General features: G+C 61.8%; 24 protein-coding genes. 7 read left to right on the top strand and 17 right to left on the bottom strand.

Going from position 1 to position 22,050, the window contains the following annotated elements; translation table 11 throughout:
- Window positions 1-220: 220 nt before the first annotated feature.
- Both istA and istB read left to right on the top strand, forming a co-directional pair.
- Window positions 221-1,762, top strand: coding sequence for an IS21-like element IS1415 family transposase (gene istA / locus EHW12_RS30575; RefSeq protein ID WP_030538069.1), 1,542 nt, complete (start codon window positions 221-223; stop codon window positions 1,760-1,762).
- Window positions 1,762-2,553, top strand: coding sequence for an IS21-like element IS1415 family helper ATPase IstB (gene istB / locus EHW12_RS30570; RefSeq protein WP_003944771.1), 792 nt, complete (start codon window positions 1,762-1,764; stop codon window positions 2,551-2,553). The genes istA and istB overlap by 1 nt, the downstream gene beginning before the upstream one ends.
- A gap of 443 nt (window positions 2,554-2,996) precedes the next feature.
- Here istB and EHW12_RS30565 read toward each other — a convergent pair whose 3' ends face one another.
- The 4 genes from EHW12_RS30565 to EHW12_RS30550 form a co-directional block, all read right to left on the bottom strand.
- A complete protein-coding gene (locus EHW12_RS30565; protein ID WP_047269225.1) occupies window positions 2,997-3,365 on the bottom strand; it encodes a hypothetical protein in 369 nt (122 codons plus the stop codon).
- A gap of 219 nt (window positions 3,366-3,584) precedes the next feature.
- Complete coding sequence (locus EHW12_RS30560; protein ID WP_047269224.1) at window positions 3,585-3,848, bottom strand: hypothetical protein; 264 nt, start codon at window positions 3,846-3,848, stop codon at window positions 3,585-3,587.
- A 177-nt stretch (window positions 3,849-4,025) separates the two neighbouring features.
- Complete coding sequence (locus EHW12_RS30555) at window positions 4,026-4,595, bottom strand: hypothetical protein (protein WP_047269223.1); 570 nt, start codon at window positions 4,593-4,595, stop codon at window positions 4,026-4,028.
- A 173-nt stretch (window positions 4,596-4,768) separates the two neighbouring features.
- Window positions 4,769-5,698, bottom strand: coding sequence for a ribonuclease H family protein (locus tag EHW12_RS30550; protein ID WP_047269222.1), 930 nt, complete (start codon window positions 5,696-5,698; stop codon window positions 4,769-4,771).
- A 219-nt stretch (window positions 5,699-5,917) separates the two neighbouring features.
- Between EHW12_RS30550 and EHW12_RS34810 the strand changes: the two genes are divergently transcribed.
- The 5 genes from EHW12_RS34810 (at window position 5,918) to EHW12_RS30525 (ending at window position 10,928) form a co-directional block, all read left to right on the top strand.
- Complete coding sequence (locus EHW12_RS34810; RefSeq protein WP_047269221.1) at window positions 5,918-6,529, top strand: hypothetical protein; 612 nt, start codon at window positions 5,918-5,920, stop codon at window positions 6,527-6,529.
- 69 nt (window positions 6,530-6,598) lie between these two features.
- Window positions 6,599-8,248, top strand: coding sequence for a DEAD/DEAH box helicase family protein (locus tag EHW12_RS30540; protein WP_241199207.1), 1,650 nt, complete (start codon window positions 6,599-6,601; stop codon window positions 8,246-8,248).
- A 487-nt stretch (window positions 8,249-8,735) separates the two neighbouring features.
- On the top strand, window positions 8,736-9,641 hold the full coding sequence (locus tag EHW12_RS30535; RefSeq protein ID WP_047269219.1) for a hypothetical protein: 906 nt from the start codon (window positions 8,736-8,738) through the stop codon (window positions 9,639-9,641).
- 13 nt (window positions 9,642-9,654) lie between these two features.
- A complete protein-coding gene (locus EHW12_RS30530) occupies window positions 9,655-10,575 on the top strand; it encodes a hypothetical protein (RefSeq protein ID WP_196305122.1) in 921 nt (306 codons plus the stop codon).
- Window positions 10,576-10,607: 32 nt separating this feature from the next.
- Window positions 10,608-10,928 (top strand): hypothetical protein, encoded by a 321-nt coding sequence (locus EHW12_RS30525; RefSeq protein ID WP_047269217.1) that lies wholly within the window; start codon window positions 10,608-10,610, stop codon window positions 10,926-10,928.
- Here the strand turns inward: EHW12_RS30525 and EHW12_RS30520 are convergent.
- The 13 genes from EHW12_RS30520 to EHW12_RS30465 form a co-directional block, all read right to left on the bottom strand.
- Window positions 10,907-12,160 carry a nuclease-related domain-containing protein gene (locus tag EHW12_RS30520; protein WP_047269216.1) on the bottom strand — a complete coding sequence of 418 codons (1,254 nt, stop codon included), beginning with the start codon at window positions 12,158-12,160 and terminating at the stop codon, window positions 10,907-10,909. The two genes, EHW12_RS30525 and EHW12_RS30520, sit on opposite strands and share 22 nt — an antisense overlap.
- A gap of 82 nt (window positions 12,161-12,242) precedes the next feature.
- Complete coding sequence (locus EHW12_RS30515) at window positions 12,243-12,434, bottom strand: hypothetical protein (protein WP_125053004.1); 192 nt, start codon at window positions 12,432-12,434, stop codon at window positions 12,243-12,245.
- Window positions 12,435-12,531: 97 nt separating this feature from the next.
- Complete coding sequence (locus tag EHW12_RS30510; protein ID WP_230691584.1) at window positions 12,532-12,933, bottom strand: hypothetical protein; 402 nt, start codon at window positions 12,931-12,933, stop codon at window positions 12,532-12,534.
- A gap of 104 nt (window positions 12,934-13,037) precedes the next feature.
- Complete coding sequence (locus EHW12_RS30505; protein ID WP_058228326.1) at window positions 13,038-13,406, bottom strand: hypothetical protein; 369 nt, start codon at window positions 13,404-13,406, stop codon at window positions 13,038-13,040.
- A gap of 51 nt (window positions 13,407-13,457) precedes the next feature.
- Complete coding sequence (locus EHW12_RS34805; RefSeq protein ID WP_164490647.1) at window positions 13,458-13,595, bottom strand: hypothetical protein; 138 nt, start codon at window positions 13,593-13,595, stop codon at window positions 13,458-13,460.
- Window positions 13,596-13,718: 123 nt separating this feature from the next.
- The gene (locus tag EHW12_RS30500; protein WP_125053002.1) at window positions 13,719-13,997 is read right to left on the bottom strand and encodes a hypothetical protein; all 279 of its coding nucleotides are present in this window, start codon (window positions 13,995-13,997) and stop codon (window positions 13,719-13,721) included.
- A gap of 89 nt (window positions 13,998-14,086) precedes the next feature.
- Window positions 14,087-14,659, bottom strand: a complete 573-nt coding sequence (locus EHW12_RS30495) for a hypothetical protein (RefSeq protein ID WP_052959786.1) — start codon at window positions 14,657-14,659, stop codon at window positions 14,087-14,089.
- A complete protein-coding gene (locus tag EHW12_RS30490) occupies window positions 14,656-17,016 on the bottom strand; it encodes a peptidoglycan DD-metalloendopeptidase family protein (RefSeq protein WP_052959785.1) in 2,361 nt (786 codons plus the stop codon). Before EHW12_RS30490 ends, EHW12_RS30495 begins: the two co-directional genes overlap by 4 nt.
- 378 nt (window positions 17,017-17,394) lie before the next feature.
- The gene (locus tag EHW12_RS30485; protein ID WP_047269211.1) at window positions 17,395-18,033 is read right to left on the bottom strand and encodes a hypothetical protein; all 639 of its coding nucleotides are present in this window, start codon (window positions 18,031-18,033) and stop codon (window positions 17,395-17,397) included.
- A complete protein-coding gene (locus EHW12_RS30480) occupies window positions 18,030-18,356 on the bottom strand; it encodes a hypothetical protein (RefSeq protein ID WP_125053000.1) in 327 nt (108 codons plus the stop codon). Before EHW12_RS30480 ends, EHW12_RS30485 begins: the two co-directional genes overlap by 4 nt.
- A 107-nt stretch (window positions 18,357-18,463) precedes the next feature.
- Window positions 18,464-19,027: a hypothetical protein gene (locus EHW12_RS30475; RefSeq protein ID WP_047269210.1), complete on the bottom strand. Its 564-nt coding sequence runs from the start codon at window positions 19,025-19,027 to the stop codon at window positions 18,464-18,466.
- Window positions 19,028-19,039: 12 nt separating this feature from the next.
- On the bottom strand, window positions 19,040-20,734 hold the full coding sequence (locus EHW12_RS30470; protein WP_125052998.1) for a hypothetical protein: 1,695 nt from the start codon (window positions 20,732-20,734) through the stop codon (window positions 19,040-19,042).
- Complete coding sequence (locus tag EHW12_RS30465) at window positions 20,713-22,032, bottom strand: hypothetical protein (RefSeq protein WP_125052996.1); 1,320 nt, start codon at window positions 22,030-22,032, stop codon at window positions 20,713-20,715. Before EHW12_RS30465 ends, EHW12_RS30470 begins: the two co-directional genes overlap by 22 nt.
- Window positions 22,033-22,050: the final 18 nt, after the last annotated feature.

Genomic DNA, 22,050 nt, shown 5'->3' with positions numbered 1-22,050 from the left:
TTGATCTACGTGAAACCGAGGATCGGGTCCCCCGCTATCCGGATATCACGTATCTCCGTAAGTCGCGCCACGTATTGAGCGAGGCGTTGTCGACGGCCATCGTAAGCTCCCCACTGGCGGCCATTTATGGCGCATTTTGTGGCCATGGTTTCTCCCCGCGTACGGCCAGATAGTTCCCCACCTGCTGTGAGTCAGATTCGGTCCCGGCAACGCTGGGTGGATGAAATCGAGCAGGGAGATCATGGAAATTTTGGAGGCGTACGACCTCACGGGTAGTTATCGGGCGGCGGCGGAGCTGGCTGGGTGTGATCACCACACGGTGGCCCGGTATGTGCAGATGCGCGCTGCGGGGCAGCCGCCGGACCGCCGGCGGCATCGAGCGCGGGCGATCGACGACTTTCTGCCGAAGATCGAGGAGTTGGTGGTCCGCTCGCAGGGCAAGGTCCGCGCGGATGTCATCCACGAACGGATCGTCGCGCTGGGGTTCACCGGCGGTGAGCGGACCACGCGCCGGACGGTCGCGGAGGCGAAGGCCCAGTTTCGGGCTGGTCGGCGGCGAGTGTATCGGCCGTGGGTAACCGAACCTGGGCTGTGGTTACAGTACGACTTCGGTGACGGGCCAACGATTTCCGGCCGGAAGACGACGTTGTTCTGCGCATGGTTGGCGTGGTCGCGATTTCGGGTGGTGATCCCGATCTGGGACAAGACATTGCCGACGGTGGCGGCGTGTTTGGATGCGACATTCCGCCGCTTGGGCGGGGTTCCGGTCTATGTCCTCACCGACAACGAGAAGACCGCGACGATCGATCACGTGGCCGGGATCGCGGTCCGCAATCCGGAGATCGTGGAGGTGGCACGGCATTACGGCACGACGCTGCGGACGTGTTTACCTGCTGATCCGGAGTCGAAGGGAGGAAGTGAGGCGACGGTGCGGATCGCCAAAGCCGACCTGTTGCCGAAGGAGGTGAACCTGCGCGAGCAGTATCACTCTTTCGGTGAGCTCGAGTCGGCTTGCCGGCAGTTCTGCACCGACGTCAACACCCGCGTCCACAGCTCTACTCGGCGGCGGCCGGTCGAGCGGCTGGCCGAAGAGTTGCAGCGGCTGCATCCGCTGCCGAAATCTCCGTTCACCGCGGTGTTCGGCACTACCCGGCGGGTGAACTGGGAGTCGACGATCTCGGTGGAAGGGGTGCGGTATTCGGTGCCGCACACGTTGATCGACACTCGGGTCTGGGCCCGCTTCCATGGTGAGGAGCTGATCGTGACCGCCGTCGACAATGATGGCGGTGCAGTCGAAGTCGCGCGGCACCGCCGCGGCCAACCCGGTTCACCGGTCCTCGACAACGACCACTACCCACCCCGCCCAGACCGCGACGCCGCCGACCGGGTGCCCAAGCCTCGTACCGCCGCCGAGCTCGCCTTCCTACAGTTGGGCCAGGGTGCCAACAGCTGGCTGGTCGAGGCTGCCGCCGCGGGAGCGCGCCGCATCAGGGCGAAGATGGCCGAGGCCGTGGACCTTTCGAAGCTGCACTCCCCGGACGCAGTCGACAGAGCGTTGGGGACGGCGGCGATGACCGGCCGGTTCGCCGATCGGGACCTGATCTCGATCCTCGACTACCAAGTCACCCACGAACACGCTGATCCGGTCCGTCGCAGCGAGAACCACACTCTGCAACCGGGCACCGCCGCCTGGTCCACCTTCGGCCAGACACCAGCGCCGGCCAGCCCAGCCACTACTGACGATGAAAGCGATGACGCCTGATGAGCACCCCTTTGCGCACTGTTACCAGCGCTAACGGCGACCCGTTGGCCGAGGCGATCGACCTGACTAAACGCCTGAAACTGCCCCATATCCGCAGGTCCTTGAGCGATATCATCCCGACCGCGAAAGCCCAACGCTGGGACCCCGCCGAAGTCGTGCGGGTTCTCCTCGCTGAGGAAGCCGCCGGCCGGGACCGGGCGAACCTGCACACTCGCCGCAAACGCGCGGGTTTCCCTACCGGCAAGACCTTCGGCGACTGGGACGAAACGAAATCGTCGATTCCCCGCGCCACCCAGGACGCGCTCCGCACCCTGGAGTGGGTCGGGCGGCGTGAATGTTTCTGCGTCTGTGGGCCTTCGGGAACTGGCAAGTCTCACTTCACCGAGGCACTCGGGCAGGCCGCAGTCGAAGCTGGGCTGGCGGTGTCTTGGTTCACCATCGAAGACCTCGGTGCCCTGGTCCGCCGGCACCGTGCCGACGACTCCATCGCCCGAGCCCTGACGAGGATCATCCGCTCCGACCTGATCATCGTCGACGACATCGGTCTGCTCCCGGTCTCTGAAGACGCCGCCGAAGGATTCTATCGCCTCGTCGACGCTGCCTACGAACGCCGAGCGATTGCCGTCTCAAGCAACCTGCACCCCTCCGGCTTCGACGAGATCATGCCCAAAACATTGGCCACCGCCACCGTTGACCGGCTCCTGCACCATGCGCACGTCGTCGTCACCGACGGCGACTCCTTCCGCCTCACCGAAGCCACCACCGGCAAGGGGGTGAAGCCCTTCAGCTAACCCAAATCAGAAAGCGGGTGGGGAAAAACAACTGGCCGCCACCGGGGAGAACCCGTGGCCACCAGCGGGGAGAACTACTGGCCGCCTACGGGGAGAACTTCGTGGCCATTGACACTCATGCCCGCCTGGCTCATTCCGGACTACATCAGGCAAGGAATTCTCGATAACGCTCCATGCTGGCTTGGTGGGTACTGCCGATAGATGCCGGAGGGGACGTTGAGATGTTGGATCTGGAGTTGTTTGTCGGCCCATCGTTTGCTGCCATGATTCGTGCGGCAGTGGCATGGCTCCAGTTCGTCGGAGATCTCTGACTGATTTGTGCGACTAACGCCTCAAGCGATCGGGAACCCGCACGAAGTCGTGCGGTCATGCGTAGAGAGCGAGGCCCGGTAAGGCTGCAATGCTTCGCCCGGCCATTCACCGACCCCGCCGACGAATCTGCGCTACCAGAGAGTGGTCTGGGTGGGTGTGAGACCTGCGTTTCCGCGTGGTGCTCGTCGCTGCGTCTTCCGGCCGGACGCGCGCGCGATGTCGGCCTCTGGGATTCCGGCTTGTCGGGCCATTTCGATGTCGTGGGTGGGATCGACGCGTGCTGCGGTGGCGATTGCGATTTTGACCAGAAGGTGTCGTCGGAGTCGCTCGCGTCCATCTGCGGACTCTCGTGCACTCCACTGGTTTTTCCATTCGGCGCTGCCGGCCGCCGGCGCGGATTCGACTCGATTGGCGAGGCGTTCGAGCAGCACGTCGAGCGACTCCAGCAGAGCGTCACATGCCTCTGCTACAGCCTCATCTCTGATGCCGTCAACCCGCATGTTCGCAGCGTATCGAATCGACGACGCGGTCGCTGGGAGGCGAACTGCGTGCCGCTACCGCGTTTCGAGGGGCCCGGCATTCAACTATCTGGTTACCCAGCGCGATTCGAATGTCGCTCTCGTTGACGGGGCCTGGCTACACGTCGCGCTGAGGAAGGGAGTTCCTCGCAACGTAGACGGAGATCGATGTACCCAGGGCCCACGGGTGCCCTCCGCGGCTCACTGCGTAGTTTCCTTCAAGACGCCCTGCGCGTTGGCTGACAGGTTGTGCGTGTCCAAGAGTTCGTCCGCGTGGGCCTTCTGATCGTTGTACTTCGCGGCAGTACTGATCTCGAGCAGCATGGTGCGTATCGGAATGTCCTCGACGAGGTACAGCTCCTCGAACACGGACTGGATGTGCCAGTACGCGTTTCCCTCGAGGTCGTCGCTGTCGAGGTAGCGCAGGCATTCGTAGACACCTTCGGTGCCGTAGCGCTTGATCAACGCCTCCGCTGCGATTTCCCTCGGGGCGAGATTGGTCGGGAAGCGCAGTCCCTCGGTGAGAATGGGCCAGTCTTGTTCTCCGGTCGCGTTCTCGATGAACCACCGCGACCCGGCTTTTGCGGATGCCCAGTCGCCTCGGTCGATTTCGGCGACGGCCTCGTCCCGGGTTTTCCGCTGTTATATGCCCAACCTGTCGGTGTTGGATTCCCCGGTGTCTGCCCAAACATTACGGGAGCGTGCATGAGTCGTATCCCACAGTGAGGCAGCGGGAGTGCCGCCGACGCTTCCTCCGGCTACGGGTATGGCTGGAACCGGGCTCAGCCCGAGCCCCAACCAGTAGTCGCGGGTAGCGGTGTTGGCCTGATCCCACTGCGCACTGTCTACAGTGCCGCCGACCCAGCCTCCGGCAATCGCGCCGATCGAGAACGGTGTCTGAGAGGTTTCAAGGAGGGTCGTGGGTAGCCCATCGAGTGCCCAGAAGGCCTCGGTGGTGGTATGTCGGGCAGGTAGAGGGATTTCGGAGGACGGGCACCGGTCTTGATCGCCGCCGATCCCGACCCAGATCAGCCGAGGTGCTTTTCTGCGACGCCACCGGCGTTCGGTGGGGTCGTTGAAACCGCGGATCCAATGTCGGCCTGTGGCATCGGTAATCGGCGTTCCCTGCGGGGCGGTGCGTAACTGGGCGGCACAGTCATAGACGCGCCCGCGGTTGAGTGCTGTGTTGAATTCACTTTCATCGCTGGTCATCGAACCCCCTGTGAGTATTCATGTTCAATCTAGACCTGCGGCACAACGGCTCTCGCCTATGTCCGACTGGTAGTCGAATTCTATGGGCTAAGGTCTTCTTGCTGGCGCCAGGCAATGGAACTTCCTGAAATGCGAGCGTGTCTACTGTCATGAATCTATAACCGACATACCTTTCACGCTGCGATGTCATGGCGAATGTTGTCGAGAACCTGGGTCAAGGCGGAACTTCCGATGCTGTAGGAGTTGAATCTGCGCACGCATTTGGCGGCGCGGTCCGCAGCCTCGTTGAGCCGATCGCCATCGTGACCCTTGACCCACTTGAACGAGACTTGTCTGCCGGCGGAGGCATTGTGGATTCGTCGTACGACCGATGAGATGTAGCGATCTGTGTGCAGTTCGCCGCACCGATTGCGAGCGTCGAGTTCAGTTGGCGTCAGCCCAATTAGGCCGATCGCATCTCGACTGTCGGTTCGAATCACCAGGTGCTTCTGGGCAAAGGTTTTCAGAGCCAGCTCGATCGCGAGAAGCTCGGCGACGATTGGAGTGTTGGGTGCGTCGGGCTTGTAGGTTGCGTGCAGTTCGGTATCGGTTGCCACACCCATTCCGCAGCCCAATCTGGTCGCCGAGACCGAGCCATCGGTGTAAACGACCAGCGGCCGTCGCATTTCCAGATTTCGTGCCGTACGAGCGTCGAGTTGGCCGGCGGCGTCATAGAGCAGGCGGAGGCGGGAGCCGAGCTGGTCGTAGAGGTTGGTTGCGAAGACCGCCTGTGAGAATGAGGCTGCGCTCTCGATCAGCATGTCGCGGACGTGCCGGTCACTGATGTACACAAGCAGTTCTCGATTCGCGGCGTTCGCGCGTTCGTAGAGGTCAGCGAAGATGTCGAGGATGCTGGCCCGCCAGCTGTCGGAAGCGTTGCTGGATGAGATCGCTTTCTGGGTGAGCGTGTCGCCTGCGTCGGCAAGTATTCCGGTGATGATCTTGTGGTCGACACCGAGTGAGTAGTGCGGGTTCACGACTCGGATTACAGCGGTCAGTGGATTGTTCAGCTGCGGTACGGCACCGCCGGCACGCAATTGCAGGGGCGTAGGGGCATTCATCATCGTTCCAATCTGTGATCTCGTGTTGGTGATGCAATGACGGTACGAAGGGCCCTTCCGCCGTGCGGCACCGCGAATGAAGGCCCGACGCCGTGCGGCACGCCGCTGACGGGTGGCAGTTGCGAGCGCAGTGTTTCACCGAACACCGGAACCGGCCTTCCTACAGTGGCAATCACACCAGTGATCACCGCGCTCACGCGGACAACGTAGGGAGCTTCAACAATGGCTGCATCGGTCGTGCGCTACACCGACGACAGCCGCCGACTGTTCATGTCGACGGTGGCGAAAAAGGTCGAGAACGAGGTTTCGGAGGGTGCCTGCGCCGGGCCGTGGCTGCTGTCTCTGAACATCAAAGACGCAGTACAGGTAGCACCTGGCCCCAACAACACCGAGAGGCACCTGTGCGGGCTGATCGACCCCAACGATGCACGTGCGGTTGTAGCCGCCGACCCGGACAACCTTCGCTCTCTCGCTAGGGCGATGCGCGAAGCCGCTGACAATGCGGATACTCCGGGACCGATAGTCGATTCGCTATTCGACGTCGCAAAACGGTGGGATACCGCGATGGTACTGCGCTGTTCAGGCGTGTTGCTGGAGTTGCGGGATCCACCCATGAGGACGCAGCCGACGGCACCGCGTAGCGATCAGTCGCAGCACACGGCGTCTCCGAAGAATGCTGTTCCGCAGCAGAATTCGACAGCGGCACCTGCGCCGACGATTGCACCCGCACCTTCAACTCCCCCGAAACCTGCTCCTGCAGAAGCGATGACTCCTGCGGCTCCGCCTGCAGCGTCGGCGACGGAAAATGTGGCCACCGAAGACCCCTGGGGCTGATCGAACGTGCCACCACGAACACGGGCACGAAGTAAACCTCGAAAGACCCCGCCTGCGAAACGTTTGGAAGTGCCCTCAGCCGCACGTGGGCAGAGGGTCTGGGTTCTCGACGGTGTTCCCTACCGAGCGACACCTCCCGGCGCTCACTACTACCCGGGAATTCGCGCGCATGCCTATGTCGGGGAGACCCTGCCGGAAATATTGCAGGTCTACGCATCCAAGCCGTACAGCTACGCGCGGTGGATCGAGGATGAAATCAACGGTGTGCGAGGGCCAGGCGCGAGGGCCGCCCCGAAGACCCCTACGGCCATGCAGCTTTCCGGCGCCAAAGCGATCGCCACCGCGTACAAGAGTGGCTACCGAGGCATACTTCTCGGCGACGATATGGGGTGCGGAAAGACTGGTACGGCAGTGCTTGCCGCCAAGGCGATTTGCCATCTCGGCGGCGGCGACACGATCTTGATCACGGTGGACCGACCGGCGCAGATCACAATCGGTGCCTGGCGTGATGCGATCGCTTCATTCGGTGGAGATGGCGGCTTTCGCTGGTTGATCATGTCGCCTGACCAGCTGAAGAAACTCCTTGGAAAGAATGGACAGCCGAAGCATGTATTCGCCGTCGTGATCAACGACGAGGCACAGCAATTTCGACACATCACAACTCAACGCACGCAGTACATGCGGCGGATCAACAAACTCTCTTCACCACCACAACAGGCCCCGTTTGTACTGTCGGTGACAGCCACACCCGGACACCACCCGGGCGAATACACCTATCTGTCGTCGCTGCTCGCTCAGATCCACGGGGAGCGCCCACAGCAGTGGGCCGACCTCGGCGCCAGGCTCGCCCAAATGGGTTTGCCGCTCGAACCGGGTTGGGAGAAAGGTAAGTGGCAGTGGACCGCTGACGCGAAGGAATCCACGACGACACAGAATCAGGCGGTGACGAGGGTCCGCCGCTGGATGGAGAACACGAACCCACCAGTGCTGCTGCACCGCGATGCACCTTGGGGGCCCGCTCCCCTTGACGGGCTCCCTGTGGAATTCACACCTGCGCAATGGGCGTCATACCACCAGGATTGGGGAGAGTTTCGTGCCGAGATGCGACTTGCTCGTACCGGTCAGGACACGGCCCGCGGTCGCGCCGCGCTGATGCGGTTTCGGCAGAAGGCGAGCCTGCTACGGGCACCACAAACTGCGGAGTTGGTGGCTGCGACAGTGGAACGCGGATATCAGGTGCTCGTGGCTGTCGAACTCACCACTACTGCTGCTGCCCCTGTTGCCGATCTCCTCGAGGAACAAGGGCTGGGTGTCTCTCGCATCTTTGGTGGTGGAGATCTCGAGACTGAGCGGATGTCGTTCCAGGTGGGTCGCAACCCTGTCGTGGTTTTCAACACCACTTCGGCAATTAATCTGCAAGCCCGGGAAATGTTTGCGGATGGGACGCGGGCGAGCGCGACTCCGAGCATTGGGTTCTTTCATCAGCCGCGGTATTCCGGGATCGCAGCGCGCCAGACAATCGGTCGAGCACACCGTGACGGGCAAGTTTGCCCGTGGTCTGTCATCTATTCAGCCGACACCGTCGAAGAGGATGCGGCCCGTACGATGATCAACAGATTGGTAGTGACATCGACGAGTGTGAATGGCGATACCAGCGCACTGGGGGCCATTTCGAAGCTGTTCGGAGCGGACTGGCTACCTGACAGTTTTTTCGAATAGCGAACAAATTGCCATCATGTGGTCGGTTTTTATCCAGGTACGTTGTCGATTGACGACTTACATGCCTATCATGAAGCTGCCTCCCCTTTTGGGGAGGCCGAAAATCGCGAGTGCGGTACCGGGACGTTTATTCGGGCGTCTTTCAACGGTTGCCCTCGCGTCGCGTCCCCTGATGGATGTGGAGCATCTCCGATAGGCGTGATGGCCCGCAATAGCGGGCCATTCGCATATCTGCACCATGCCGCGAACCTCGGAGCACCGGAACCGGCCAGGCAACAATGATGCGGATACCTCGTCGGAAGGACTACGCGTCATGTGTAAGGCCAAGCCGGGCCGCCGCTGCCCCAAGTGCCGCGGCGCAGCCGTGACAGCGCAACGTAGCGCGCTTGCCCGTGCCCAAGCAAGATATGCGGCTGCTACGAACAAATCCGCTGCGGACCGGGACGCTCTGGGATCAGAGGTCCGGTCCTCCGCGCGGGAGCTGATCATGAGGCAAACCGAGCTCGATTCGACGGACGAGGTCCGAGCTCAGTTGGAATCGGAGATCAACAGACGTGTCGAAGCAGATCCGAAAGATCCAGAACTGGCAAAGCTGTCGAAGAGGCTCATCGAAGGCAGGCTGATGGACGAGTACCGGCGAGAACAAGTCGCAGCCATGCCGGCCCGGCCAACTCACCCCGCGGCAGTCGAGGCGTACCGAGAACTCGGAGACGCTCGATACGACATGGCCAGGGCGAAGGTGAGAATGGACATCAACGGCGACAACCCTGCTGAATGGAACCACTGGTCCCGTGAGCACTTCAAGTGCGCTGAGGCTGCCAATACTGCCGCCGCACGCATGCACGTGATCGAAGCAGCTCAAGATGGTAGGGCGTGGCAGGCACTGTCGAACGGGGACCGCATTGCGGTGCGTCAGGAACTTGCAGAGGGCGGCTCCTTCACTACGCCAGCTGCGCCTCGGCCTATCGACGAGATCCTTCACGACTACGCAGACCGGTCCGAAGGATACGAGCCGCTCCCTGATCCGCTCGACTACGCCGCTCACGCACCGTTCGCCGGCTTTATTGGGCCCGTCCGGAAGCCACCCATCACGCAAACTGCGACCAAGGGACCAGCGACTGAGGAAACTGCGACCAAGCGAACAGCGGAGGAAACTGCGCCCAAGCGGACAGCGAACAAGCGGACAGCGACCGAGCAGAAACGCCGCAGAAGCGAACGTAGCCGTGACGCTCGACGCATGCTTGCATCGATCCGATCGACGTCCGGCAAAATCAACCCGGATAGATTGGCAACCAAAGCCGGGGTAAATCCGTCCGGAGGATCTGGCCAACACGCGGACTCTCTCGACTGCACCGGGATGCTTTTGCTGTTAGAACTGCTACCGACCAAGTGAAGGAGCTCCACCCGTGGCCATGTCCAGAACCTCCCTGACCGTCGCACTCCTCGGTGTGACGGCCGTGGTCCTGTCCGCCTGCGGTGGAAGCACCGAAGAAACCCCCGGTGGTAGTGGAACCTCGTCGGCCGGAGGTGCGAGTCAGTCGAATGCCGGCACACCGAGCCTTCCTGCACCGCTTGCAGACTTTGCAGCTCTCGCGACGACAGCAAGCAAAGACGCCTGCAGCAGCGACATCACCGACCCGGTTACCGAGATCATCAGATATCAGTACGAGAAGGCAGGCAACGACGTCAGTTCACTGAAGGTCGAGACCAGCAAGGGGATTGGCCCCGGGAACTTGAACAGCTGCACGTTCAGTCTCTCCGGAAGCTCGACGTGGAATGTGCCCACGGTATCGGTCGCAGTACTTCCTGCGGCTGACAACCCGCTGTCCACCACTGTTGACGACCTCGGGCGGCTTGCACCGATCGAGCCAGCGCCGGCAGGCCTTGACATTCAAAGGCCTTGTAACGACAGCGATGTACTGAACCCGGCCGCACCCTGCAGTCCTACCCGCATCGCCTATGACCAGGCCGGACTGATCACGGAAGAGGTCATTGCGGCGACGGGCAAGACGTTCCTCGACCCGTCGACGACTGTCGGTAAAGCACCCGACTCCGGATACCGCAAAGTCAACGCCACGACCGGCAGCACGAAAGACCAAATCAACGCGACGAGAGTGGTCGGAGACGACTGGCTGTTGTACGCCCGGATCGCCCCGAGTCAGTTGAACCAGCAGGCCCCGGCACTCGACGCGTACTTTGTCAGCACGGACGTCTCCGGCGGCGGCGACCCCGACAGCAGTAGCGGCCCCGCCGCAGATCTCACAATGGCGATCAGTGACTACTTCCGCGCCGGAACTTCGACGTTGCCGAAGGGCAGCGTCAGCTAGCCCATCCCGGGGCGTAACGGAAAGGAACTGCCATGCAGGTAGTGCTCGGGTTCATTGCGTTGGCGATGACCGTATGGCTGATCCGACGCGTCTGGAACTCAGGAGCTGCACGATCCCTGATGTACCTCGCCGGAGCGCTCGCACCGCTGGCTCTTACTTATTTCGGCTGGAGCGACCAGCACGGGGGCATGTGGGTGGCATGGCCGTTCTACGCGGTCGGCGTCGCAGTTCTCGCGCGCCAGTTGGAACTGCTGTCCAGACGGCTACCTGCGCACAGCCCCAAACCCGAAATCGCGACATGGGCGACATCGAATGTTGGATCAGCCGCGGCTTACTTGGGCGGCAGCAGATAGTCGACAACCACCGCCAAGTCCGCGATGAACTCTGCTGGCCTACCCAGCGTCGGCAACGACCGCAGGTAACTTGCGATATGAGGGCCCGCAACGATCTGCACTTGCGTTTGGAATCCGTCTTCGGTGGCGACGTCCATCGGCCCGCTGGCAGAGTTCATCGTCGCGCCATGAACGGCGAGCACAGTCGGAGTAACCAATCGATCTGGCGGCATCGCCAGTAGATCGTCGATGCACGCAGCTTCGAACACCGACGATTCGGCGATGAACGTCGCGTCCCGCCCGTTCAGAGTCCAGCTGTGCTCACCTGTTGCTGCGCCGAACAGTTCGTCGATCTGCCGGCGCTCCGGAGTGTGGCCGACATCGCCGCTGTAGGTCAGGACACCATTGCGGTGCTTCGAATCCACTACGAGAACCCCTGGGGGGCCAATTACCACGTGATCTACGTCAGCGTTGGTTCCTGGGAGCGAGCGCGAATGTAGGACGGTCCATTCCGGGCCGAGACGGGCGAGTTCGGCGGCCGTCTGTTGCTCTGCGCTGATCCCGGCCTGCAAGTTGTGCGCATCCATAGAGGGGGGCTCGACGAACCCGATCAGATTCCGCGCCAAGTTGCTTCCAGGATTCATCGGGATCCCAGATCGCTTCGATGCCCGCCGCGCAGCTATCACCGTCCCCACGTCGATGCTGAGAGCGGCGGCAGCACCAGTACCAACCAAAGCCAAACTGATCGCGGCGGCATGTCCGAGTACGCCAGCCAGGGCAACGCACACCGGAACACACCACTGTGCGGCGACGACAGAGGGTGTGCGAGGAAACCGCAACCTACGTGACGTGCCGACGATCCACGTTGCCATCGCGATAGCACCGACCGCGACGAGCTGTCCGACACCGATCCCGAAATGAACCCCCACTGCCACGGTGGTGCCTGCCGCTGCGACCATCGACGCCACCATGACGGCGGCTCCGTACAAAGACACCGCGTAGTTCAACCCGGCGGCGCCGAGGACCGCGACTGTCAGAATCCACGCTCCGACCTCAGCGTCGGCGACGAAACCTGTGATCACGGCAGCGGCACCGCACACACCCAACACAATCGCCGAGACGCGAATTGCGCTGCGGTTACGGCGGTATCGTTGTTGTTCCCGCTCGATTCCGCGCAGGCTTCGTGCAGCGGACTCGACAGGATCGCTTTTCGTCGACCCAGTGCGGTCAAGCGCGCGTCTGCTGATACTCATGCGGACCACGCTAAACCGTCGAGTTCCGTATCTCCCCACGGTTCCATCGTCTTCCAAGCGTGAGGCGCAGCAGTCGCCACGATCAGTCGAGTATCGACCAGCCCATGGAGTCGCATGAAAACCATTGTCCGTCGATCTTGACGACGTCCCCTACTGACAGCGAGCGCAGGCCGTGGATCTTTCGGTACGCCACGGCGGCTTTGGAAGTCTCTCCGACGTTGAATTCGTCACCTTCGACGTCTACTACTCGGGGTCCGGTGTGAATTGCGGTCATGGCGTTCTCTCTCTTAGGATTCGGAACCAAGACACCGGGCAGATAGTCGCTGCCCGGTGTCTTGCTGTTCCGGGGGTATGTCGGTGATCGGTGCGGGTCACCCGAGCCATTGGTTGTAGAGCCAGTTCACCCAGTCGGCGGTGAATATGCCGGGGAAATGCGACTGGTACTCCCACCCGTACGTCGGCTGCCCGTGCGTGGGAGCAACCTGAGTTTGCAGGTCCACCCACCACGAGGTCTGCGCATCGATAAGACCGTGTCCGATGCGTATGGTGTTCGCGTCCACCGTGAAGACCAGATAGCCGTCTTCGAGCTTCCAGAAGCTGCGGGCCTCGTCGGGGTCCATGCCGGACAGGATCTCTTCGTGATCGACGTATTCCTGCGCGATGCGGGCCAAGTCCGCTTCGGTGAACGGGTCCAGTTCGGTGGTGTTCCACCTGGGTTGGTTCATGGTGATTTCGAGTGTGCGTACGGTGTCGAAAAGTGAGGGAGTGTGCATGAGGTTTCCTCTTCTGTCGGTTGTCAGGGTTGGATTCACGGCACCGGGCAGATAGTCGCTGCCCGGTGACATGTGATTCCGGGGTGTCGGGAGGTCTTGGGGATCTAGTCGCTGCGAGGAGCGTGGAGAGCGTGCCGTGCCTTCTCCAGCTCGGACCGATCGTCTCCGAGCCACCCACTCCAGTCGTGGTGTTGGTCGCGCAGTCCTTCGGCTTCTTCCGATTTCCCCAGCGCGTCAAGCAATTCGGCGGTGGCGTCGATCTCGTCGCAGTTCAGCACTCCACCGAGGTGGTAGCGGGAAAGTGCGGAGTCGAACGATTCTGCCCACTTGTCAGCCTTGTACAGGACGGTTTGCAGATCGTGCACTTTGAGAGCCTTTCGCTCGATGGTGGTTTCGTGTTCCAGTTCGGCACGGGCATCGTCGGGGCTGTTGGTGATGACTCCGTTGACGATGAAATCGTTTGTGCTGTGCATGTTTTCCTCTTTCTCGGTTGGTTCGACATTCGGTGATCAGGAAAAGCGTCGTTACTCCCAGTTGACGCACCGTGCGGCGCTGTCATGCATCCGAGGGCAGGAGTAGTCACCGCACCCGCAGGCCAGTCCGGCGTAGTGGATGGTCGCGGCGTCGTGGTCTTTGCCTTGTTCGAAGTCGTAACCGTTCACTGACTTGACCTTCCGTTGGTGTCCGGACCCCTCGGTGGCCCCTGACAATTTTTTTCCGTTCTGACATGGAGCTCCGGATCGGCGGTATGAGGGCACGGCGCAATGCTTGGGCCGCAAAGTTTTTCAGCGAAGCGTCTTTGAAAAAGTTTTCGGAGCCGGAGGCCGGCGAAGCCGCCAGGGGTTGCGCCGGGACCGCCGTCGATCAGGATCGGAAGGACAGAAAGGAAAAAGGATCTTTTCGAACAACAAGCCGAGAGCTTGGATAGCCGTTATGCCCGTGGGGATCTCGGCATTGAACACGACAACCATTGGCTGCCCCGGCTGGTAGCCGAAGAACCCGAGGTGGCGACCTTCCTGGTCGACCGCAGCGTTGTGCAGGATGGATGCGGTTCGAGTGCTCATGGTGGATCCTTCCGATCACGGGGCGAGCTGACATCCACCACGGTATGAAAGGCTCAATCCCAGTGCGGCACGGCTTGATCGCCGATCCGTCACCGCTGCAAGGTCTGCGCCACTCTCCAACCATCGGGAGTGTTTTCCAGCGAAACGACCAGATAGATCGGTGCCAGTTTCTGCGTGCTGTATTGAGTGCGTGTGGTCTGTTGCACCGTCACATATCGCAACGCGAAGGTGTCGTCCGGGGGCCTCTGCTGAGGTATGACCTGCGCTTGCGCCGATACGAGAGTATTGCTGTCCGCCCAACGATCCCAGGTGCGGCCAGGGCCCGTCGGTGGGTCGTAATTGTATGCGCCGGCGGCCATCTTCTCGTTGAGCAGTGGGGCAGCGCGGAGCATGGCGGCATTCTGGTTGAGATCCACCCGAGGCAGATACGTGTACATGGCCGCGATCGCGGCCTCCGCGACGGCATCGGGATCGTGGACGTCGATCGTCGTGATGTCGATAGGCGACAGCGACCGGGGCAACTCCTCGCTGGGTGTGGCAGCCACGGTTGTTGTTGTTGTGGTCTCATCTGGATCTGAAGTGCTCCCGTTGCTGCATCCCCCGAGAATCGGAAACATCAGGATCAGTGCTGCTGCCGAAGCGACGCGTAGTCGGTTTCTCATCCGTACCTCCGAATGTTTTCTGCTTTCGACAGGTCGAAGTTGTTGATGGACACGCTCTGTCCGAAGGTGGGCGCCTCGATGACTTTGCCGTCACCGACCCAGATCGCGACGTGGCCGGTTCCGTTGGAAAACACAGCGTCGCCAGGCTGAATGTCCTTGACGTCGATTGTCTTTCCTTGTGACAGCTGTGCCCAGGTGTTTCCGGTCGCTGTCGCTTTGCCGTTCGATGCCCGTGCGGTGGCGAACTCGACGAGTCCGGAGCAGTCGAACCCTGGCGTGCCCGGGTTCTCGGGATGTGAAATACCCATTGTCGGACCATTCGGGTCGCCACCACCCCACACATAGGGCTTTCCCATCTGGGTCATGGCGGCTTCAACGACGCCGCGGCCGAATTGGGAACCACCAGTGAAGTTGACCAACTGCACTTCGGAAGTTGGGGCAGTACCAGCTTGCGAGTACTTCTCGTACTTGGCGCGCACGCTTGGTACATACGCCTGGGTCTGCCCGTAGGGGGGCACTCCCCCGTATTGCATAACTGCGCCCTCACCCGCGTTGTATCCAGCGGCTGCCAAGTCGAGCAGGTCACCGCGGATCTCACCGCTGGCGATCTTCGGTTTCAAGAGGTCTGCGATGTAGCACAGGTAGTGCCCCGCAGAGAGAATCGAGTCGTACGCGTTGAATGGGTCCGGCGCATTGGGGGCTTCTTTCTTACCGTTCCGATCCAGGCCTGAGTCTTTCCCCATTGACGTCCATGTGTCCGGCATGAACTGGGTCATGCCCTGAGCGCCACCGGAATTGACGCCGTCCCCACCGCTGGTGACCAGCGGATTCCATCCGGATTCCTGCTCGATGATCGCCGCGATGAAGGCAGGCGGTATATCAGCACAGATCGATCCGGCTTCGGTGATGATCTGGACGTACTCGGGTGGCACCAGACCAGGTGCCAACCCCATGTTGACGACACCTGACGCACAATTTGGGTTCGTTGTGGCCGAGGTAAGCCGGGAAGTCGCTCCGGACTGTGCGTCAGCGCTGGTCCACAGGGCAGCAACGGTGTCGACAGCGGCCTGTTCCCACGACACGAACTGATCACGCAGACTTGCCCGCTCGGGCATGACACCGATGATCACGTCAGCGATCGGTTGAGTTGCCCAATCCGGATGGGCTTCGCCGTAAGTCTTCAACTTCCCGAAGAACTGCTTGGCCGCGTACTTCGGATTGATCAGATTGTCGATTTTCGAATCGCCAAGCGGGCGTTCGGCAAAAACACCGACCGGCTCGTTGCCGTCGCGAGGTTGCGATATGAAATTCGTGGATTGGCCACTGAGCGCTGTGGCGATAACCGCGGCACGGCCGGCGGGGTCCAATCCTGATTCGCGTGCCGACGAGATCAGCGCGGCTACGTTGGCCTGTTGTTCGGTGTTGAGTGTTTGTTCCTGTTGTGCGCCGCCGTCCAAGGGGTACGGCCGCATCGCGGCGAGATCAGCTTCCGAAGCTTTCGAATCGGGGGCCCCGGTTGACGGCTGGGATTCGGACGGGGGTGGGGCATTTGGTTGCGCGCTGGCGCCGTCCTGGAACTTCTTCAACCACGGCATCGGGTCGACACCTTGTCCGGCCATCCACCCACCCGGGTACATACCCAAGTGGAGGTGAGCGCCTGTGCTCCACCCTGCGCTGCCGACGTCCCCGATGTGCTGCCCTGCGGTGACATGATCGCCTGGTTTGACGAAAACATGCCCGTCGTACATATGCCCATAGAGCGAGTCGACGATCTGACCACCGACGTTGTGGCGGATCACGATCCAGTTTCCGTACCCGCTCGCAGGTCCGGCCTCGCGGACCTCGCCATCACCGACCGAGTAGATCGGGGCACCCTCGATACCCGGTGCTGCCAGATCGGCTCCGTCGTGACTGTTTGTGCCGACCCCGATTTCGCGATATCCGAACGGACTCGAGACGACCATGTTCTTTTCGTCGAGTGGCAACCCGAGGACACCGGCCGCTCCCCCGGGCCCGCCTTGGGTGACCCGAGGAACTGAGAAATCGGTGCATGACCCGTTCTGCGCTGTGCCAGCGGCACCCATCGCTGCGGTGGTACCGCTCAGCAGTCCGAGGAACGACATGGAGACGATGAAGGTCAGAATCATCCACATCGAAATCAGCGCGACGGCGCCTCCACCGAACAGAACCAGTCGCTGCGTCTTCTTCTGTCGTTCCGCTTTGCTGTCCGTCGGTTTCGGGATGATCCGATACAGGAACGAGGCAGTGCCGCCTGTCGATGCTGCGAGGGCGGTCTCCACTGAGCGGTTGACCGCTTTGCCTGCAGTGTCTTTCGCTTTGCCGGCGGCGGCCTTCATCGACCCGGCGGGTCCATTGGGCTGTTCACGTTCTCCCTGACGGCCACGTCGAGGAGTACTACCGCCGCGGCCAGCGGGTGTGGCAGTGTTTCCTCGTTGACCGGCGGGCCTGATCGGTGGTGATCCTGCAGATCCTGGTCGCCGGGCGCTGTTCGACTGTGACGGTGTTGCCGCGTTAGGTGGTGGCGGTGTTCTGCCGGCGGCTCGCTTCTGTGCCCCTGGTGCTGCACGGTCCCCGGTGGTGTTCCCCCCGACTCCGCGCGGGTTGCCTCCGGTTCCACCTGTTCTACGGCCAGCCGCACCTGCCGCCTTTTTTCCTCCGATTTTCCGTGCTCCGCCGGAGGACGGGATCTTCCGGATTCCTCCGTTGTCCGCCACTTACCTGCCCTCGCCAACAGTGGCAGCGGCCGGCGGAGAATCGGACCGGATCTCGACGGCACCTGTCACTTTCGGTTTTCCTGAACGCGACAGGTCCATGTGCACGTCGTAGGTGAGGATCTGTTCCTCTCTTTGGTCAACGCGCTGATCCATCCCGAGAATCAAGCGGCTGATCGTCACCCTTGTGACAGCAGACTTTCCATCCGGACTGATCGAGGTGCTGTCGACGCGCTCGACTCGAGAATCGAACGCCTTACGCTTCTCATTCCATGTCCAGGACCACATCTGGTTCACCGACGTCTGCATCTGTCCCAGAAATTCTGGCGATGCTGTTTCTTGCCAGCGTGCGAACCAGTCATCAGCAGGTTCGAAGTCCCAGGGAACGAACGTGGTCCACCCGACGATGAAACGTTGCGCAGTCGCTTCCGCCGCTTCGACGGAGTTCCCACGGATAGCTGTCGGTGGTGCGTACGGCGGCTCATACTCGTGCGGCGCCGATGGCTCAGCGCTTGTGGTGAAGCCAGGAATTGTTGCGGTGGTCGATGCGGACGACTCCGGGTGGTCCGCAGCTTGGCCGCCGCACGCTGTAAGGAACGCGCCCATGCACGCAATCGCGGCCGCGCGTCTGACGCTACTCATTGGCGTCCCCGTCGTCGGGTGACGCTGAATGCCCCGCGAACGCCACCTGCTGTCAGAGTCAGGACCAGCCATCCAGCTGCTGCCAATGCGACGATGTAGCTCGCGTGCTGCGCGATATCGGAGGAGAATGTCCACGCGGGTGCAATGCCAGCGATCAACGCCAACACGACTACGCGTGTAGGGCGACTTCTCCAAAATGTTTGCGCAGCAACCACGATGCCGCCAGGCGCAGCGGACAGCCAAGTCGCGATCGTCGCTGTAAGCAACTGACCGTACTGACCCCACGTCAGTGTTTTCTCTGGGCTCTTCGGCCTATCGTTCATTCGTACGCACCTCCGATAGCCCTCATTCTGGCGGTCGCGGTTCCGGTGACCTCCCTGCATGCCCGCCACCGCGCGATGGGACCGCTGTGGCAGCGGTTTTCAGCCATCTACAAAGCGCCGCCCAGGAGCGCGGCGAGCACGACGACAATCACGACCAGGCCTATGACCATCGGTAACCACCGACTGCTGGGCACGCCGGCTATCGGGGGGAGATTCTGAACGAGTCCACGCAGGTTCATGGGATCGGATGCCCGGGCGTACTTGCTGCGATTGTCGTCGTTCTCCTCGTCCTCTTCGGTCTGATGTTCTGCGTCCAAGGGCTCAGGTGCGTCCTGCCCGGCGACAGCGAGAACATAGCCAGGCGGAAGGTCTGCCTCGATAGCGGCGCGTTGCGCCTGCAATACCTCTCGGGCTTGATCCGAGAGCTCCACGAGGGCAGCAGGATCGAGCGCGAGCACGACACGGCTGAGGGCGGTGCCGTCGTCGAAAGTCACCTGCAGTTCAGCCTCACGCGGATCGCTCTCGTCGTAGAAGATGCCGAAGTTCGTTCCGGCTACGGTCAACCCCTCTCGCCGGGTCTGCAGTGCAGCCATACGGGCATGCAGTTCGGTATCTGCGGGTATCGCGCCGTTACCGGGTAGCCGTGAGTCATCAGGGTTGTATTCGTTCATCGCTGCCTACTCTCAGTCGTTCCGGTTTCGAGCGCCGAGCATTGCTTCCCGGTATCCGGCCATGGCCTGCTCATGTGCTTGTCTGGTTTGTGCGCTTCGGACTGCTCTCGCACGAGCCCTGGACCCGGCACCTGCCAGGTTTCCGTCGCTCTGCTGAAGCCATCGATCTCTGGTCGCCGATGGGATTTGTCCGCCGTAGGTTCGCAGTGCCACACCACGGCCCGCATCGACGATGCGTCCGCCGGCTGTTCGCACGCCGCCCACGACTTGTCCGCCCAGCTGCTCGGCACCCGCGACGAGCGGGTTGTTTCGGACTGCAGCACCAGTGGCGGCCGCGGCGCGTCCAGCGCCACGTTTGACGCCTTGGACGACAGGCCGTGACAAGAATTCCGCTGCCTGCGCGGCCGCAGCAGCCTTCCCACCGCCGGGCTTCGTAGCGCTCCCCGACTGGCCTGAGCCTGACGGAGACGTTTTACCGGGGCCGGAAGCATTCGGCCTCGACGGGGACGGTCGATTGGGGCGACGCTGTGCGCGAGCAGGGCTCGCAGTCTCGTCTGTCTCGCCCTCCGCTTGCTTTCCACGTCCCGAACCGCCGCGTCGGCGAGCGGCCGCGGACATCACCGCTGCGGTGCTCAACGCTCCGAGAGCCGCACCTTGGACAGTCGAGGCAGCACCGACTTGTGCAGCACCTTCTGGCCGGGCTGCGGCTTCGATCTTCTTCATCGCAACCCACATGCACACCAGAACGGCGACGCTCCACAGCAGCTTGAAACCTGTAGCGACGCTAGAGGTGAACATGATTCCGAGCATGAACACCATCAACGTGCACAGAACGGAATAGACGGTGGCCATCAGCAGTGCGTAGACGATGTCGTCTATCCAGTTCTTCATCATTTTCGACTTGCCTGGGAACGCCGCCCACACGAGTCTCATCGGCCCGAGGATGAACGCCACCAGCAACATCACGTGCCACCAGAGGGCAATCAGGGACATTGCTGCGATTCCGACGGAAGCGATCACGGTCCCGAAGAGAGCCGAGATGGCTTTCGCGACGTGCGGCATAGTGCCGCTGCCGGAGAACGCTGACAACGCCGCCGCCGCCTCGTCTGGGGTGAGATTCGATTTCCCAACGGGATCGTTGCCGTCAGACCCGGATATCTTGTTCAGGCTCGCGGCTACGGCGTAGGTCGGATCGCAACTGCTGAGGGCTTCGAAGCTGTCATCGCCGTCAAGGCAATCGGCCCGGGCCCGGTCGATTGACGGGCCGCCGGTCTGGGCCAGCAGATAGGACCGCATGTCGTTGCAGCCGCGGTAGTTGTTGTAGCAGGGCAACCCGTCTTCGTCGCCGCTGCGGCTGATGGCCCCTTCACGGGCGATGGGATTGCCGAAGCGGTTCGGCTCGGCAGGGGGAGTGATCGGTTCCTCGCCGGCCTTGCCGAATTGTCCTACGGCCCACGGCTGGTAAACCAAGGTTTCTGCGAGAACGCAGGAGGTGAATCGGTGACCAGGGTCGGTTGCTTGCGCGCCTGGAAGTGCTTGCGGTGCCTGGCACATCAGGCCCTGTGCCTGCTGGTCCAATGTCCCGAATACGGTGTTGGCGATTGCGCTGCTGAGCGTTCCTCCGATGTGGTCTCCGAGTGAGGCGATCATGTAGAACCCGTTGCCGTCCGGTTTGGCCCAGGAAGCTACCGCAACACCGCCGTACATGACCCCGCGACCATCGCGACCATTGCTGTCAGGCCCGCGTCTTGGATCCCTTGGCGCACCCCGCCTGCACTCGCTGCCCGTACTGCCATGGAAATGGCGGCGATGAGAATCATCACGCCCGCCATAGGGATGAAAAAGTAGTTGTATAGATTAGAGACAACGGGTGAAACATTCTGGTACACACCCTGAATCGGGTTCTTCGCCTGCGCATATTCTTTCAAGGCGATAGTCGCTTGCAGGATGTACACGTTCCCCTGCATGATCAGATTCCCGACCATCGTGGAGATCCAGGGCATCATCGCGCACGATTCTTCGCCTTCGGCGTTCAACTGCCAGTTGACCCACTTGACGCCTCGAAGCCCGGAGATCTCGTAGAGCGTGTACGAATCCATCGAATGATCGGTGGCCGTTGCAGCACGGGTGAATTGCGTTGCGTCCTTGGCGAAGTCTGGAACCTCTCGATTCCGGTTCTCGACCTTGCCGAGGTTGCGGTTCGACAAGAACCCTTCTGGACCCGTCCCGATGCCTTGCCCGCCGAGGTCAGGGCGCGTGATCGAGCACACCACGTCAGACATAGCGCCGGATGCGGCGCCACCGATTTTGTCCGAGACCCAACTGATTGGGCTGGCGTCAGCTGGAATCGGATTCGCGACAGCGATGGATCCGAAAAGAACGACCGAGATCAAGCCGTACGCCGTCGCACGGGCCATCCGAGTGACCCACCGGCGGCCCCCTGTGCGCTGTGGCCTTATCCGGGTGCCTTTCCTGTCGCGCCAGAGGACGATCGCGAGAGCTCCGAATGTGCCGACCAGAAAGCCAGTTCCCGAAACTGTCGTGCTCGGCCACACCATAGACAGAGGGAAGGTCGCCATCAAGGTGCCGTGCGCTACTGCGACGGTCCATCCGCGGTGCACACCCGGAGAGTGCAACACATACGTCACGGCGAGAACCGCCAGCAAGCTGATCGGGTACAGGACGAGGAAATCGGTATGCACCATTGCGTACACCGGGCCCACTGCGACAGCCAGCGACCCGATCAACCCGATCCATGTCAGGGTCGACAACAAAGCGCCGGTCGCCTGAGGTAGCCGCCTGGCGCCGTACCAGATTCCTACAGCGCTGCCGCCGACGATGGCGAACGCGACCAATCCTCGTATGCCTGCGATCGAGAGCAGTCCAGCCACGGTGAACAGCGTCGCCAACGCGCGGACCACCCATTTTTCCAGTATTCGGCCGTATCGCGCGAAAAATGGATAGACCGCTGCCGGTGCCTGTGCCACCGTACTCAACGTCACCATGGGTGATCCTGTCGCTCG

The sequence above is a fragment of the Rhodococcus sp. NJ-530 genome (genome assembly GCF_003860625.1).
In the GTDB taxonomy this organism is placed as follows: domain Bacteria; phylum Actinomycetota; class Actinomycetes; order Mycobacteriales; family Mycobacteriaceae; genus Rhodococcus_F; species Rhodococcus_F qingshengii.
Note: the sequence above shows the minus strand (reverse complement) of the source record. Positions and strands in the feature narration are given on the sequence as shown.

What these genes read in the sequence shown, in the direction of transcription:
- istA (WP_030538069.1), top strand. Translation starts at nt 221, where the DNA reads ATGAAATCGAGCAGGGAGATCATGGAAATTTTGGAGGCGTACGACCTC.
- istB (WP_003944771.1), top strand. Translation starts at nt 1,762, where the DNA reads ATGAGCACCCCTTTGCGCACTGTTACCAGCGCTAACGGCGACCCGTTG.
- EHW12_RS30565 (WP_047269225.1), bottom strand. Translation starts at nt 3,365, where the DNA reads ATGCGGGTTGACGGCATCAGAGATGAGGCTGTAGCAGAGGCATGTGAC.
- EHW12_RS30555 (WP_047269223.1), bottom strand. Translation starts at nt 4,595, where the DNA reads ATGACCAGCGATGAAAGTGAATTCAACACAGCACTCAACCGCGGGCGC.
- EHW12_RS30550 (WP_047269222.1), bottom strand. Translation starts at nt 5,698, where the DNA reads ATGATGAATGCCCCTACGCCCCTGCAATTGCGTGCCGGCGGTGCCGTA.
- EHW12_RS34810 (WP_047269221.1), top strand. Translation starts at nt 5,918, where the DNA reads ATGGCTGCATCGGTCGTGCGCTACACCGACGACAGCCGCCGACTGTTC.
- EHW12_RS30535 (WP_047269219.1), top strand. Translation starts at nt 8,736, where the DNA reads ATGAGGCAAACCGAGCTCGATTCGACGGACGAGGTCCGAGCTCAGTTG.
- EHW12_RS30525 (WP_047269217.1), top strand. Translation starts at nt 10,608, where the DNA reads ATGCAGGTAGTGCTCGGGTTCATTGCGTTGGCGATGACCGTATGGCTG.
- EHW12_RS30520 (WP_047269216.1), bottom strand. Translation starts at nt 12,160, where the DNA reads ATGAGTATCAGCAGACGCGCGCTTGACCGCACTGGGTCGACGAAAAGC.
- EHW12_RS30515 (WP_125053004.1), bottom strand. Translation starts at nt 12,434, where the DNA reads ATGACCGCAATTCACACCGGACCCCGAGTAGTAGACGTCGAAGGTGAC.
- EHW12_RS30510 (WP_230691584.1), bottom strand. Translation starts at nt 12,933, where the DNA reads ATGCACACTCCCTCACTTTTCGACACCGTACGCACACTCGAAATCACC.
- EHW12_RS30505 (WP_058228326.1), bottom strand. Translation starts at nt 13,406, where the DNA reads ATGCACAGCACAAACGATTTCATCGTCAACGGAGTCATCACCAACAGC.
- EHW12_RS30500 (WP_125053002.1), bottom strand. Translation starts at nt 13,997, where the DNA reads ATGAGCACTCGAACCGCATCCATCCTGCACAACGCTGCGGTCGACCAG.
- EHW12_RS30495 (WP_052959786.1), bottom strand. Translation starts at nt 14,659, where the DNA reads ATGAGAAACCGACTACGCGTCGCTTCGGCAGCAGCACTGATCCTGATG.
- EHW12_RS30490 (WP_052959785.1), bottom strand. Translation starts at nt 17,016, where the DNA reads ATGAAGGCCGCCGCCGGCAAAGCGAAAGACACTGCAGGCAAAGCGGTC.
- EHW12_RS30485 (WP_047269211.1), bottom strand. Translation starts at nt 18,033, where the DNA reads ATGAGTAGCGTCAGACGCGCGGCCGCGATTGCGTGCATGGGCGCGTTC.
- EHW12_RS30480 (WP_125053000.1), bottom strand. Translation starts at nt 18,356, where the DNA reads ATGAACGATAGGCCGAAGAGCCCAGAGAAAACACTGACGTGGGGTCAG.
- EHW12_RS30475 (WP_047269210.1), bottom strand. Translation starts at nt 19,027, where the DNA reads ATGAACGAATACAACCCTGATGACTCACGGCTACCCGGTAACGGCGCG.
- EHW12_RS30470 (WP_125052998.1), bottom strand. Translation starts at nt 20,734, where the DNA reads ATGTACGGCGGTGTTGCGGTAGCTTCCTGGGCCAAACCGGACGGCAAC.
- EHW12_RS30465 (WP_125052996.1), bottom strand. Translation starts at nt 22,032, where the DNA reads ATGGTGACGTTGAGTACGGTGGCACAGGCACCGGCAGCGGTCTATCCA.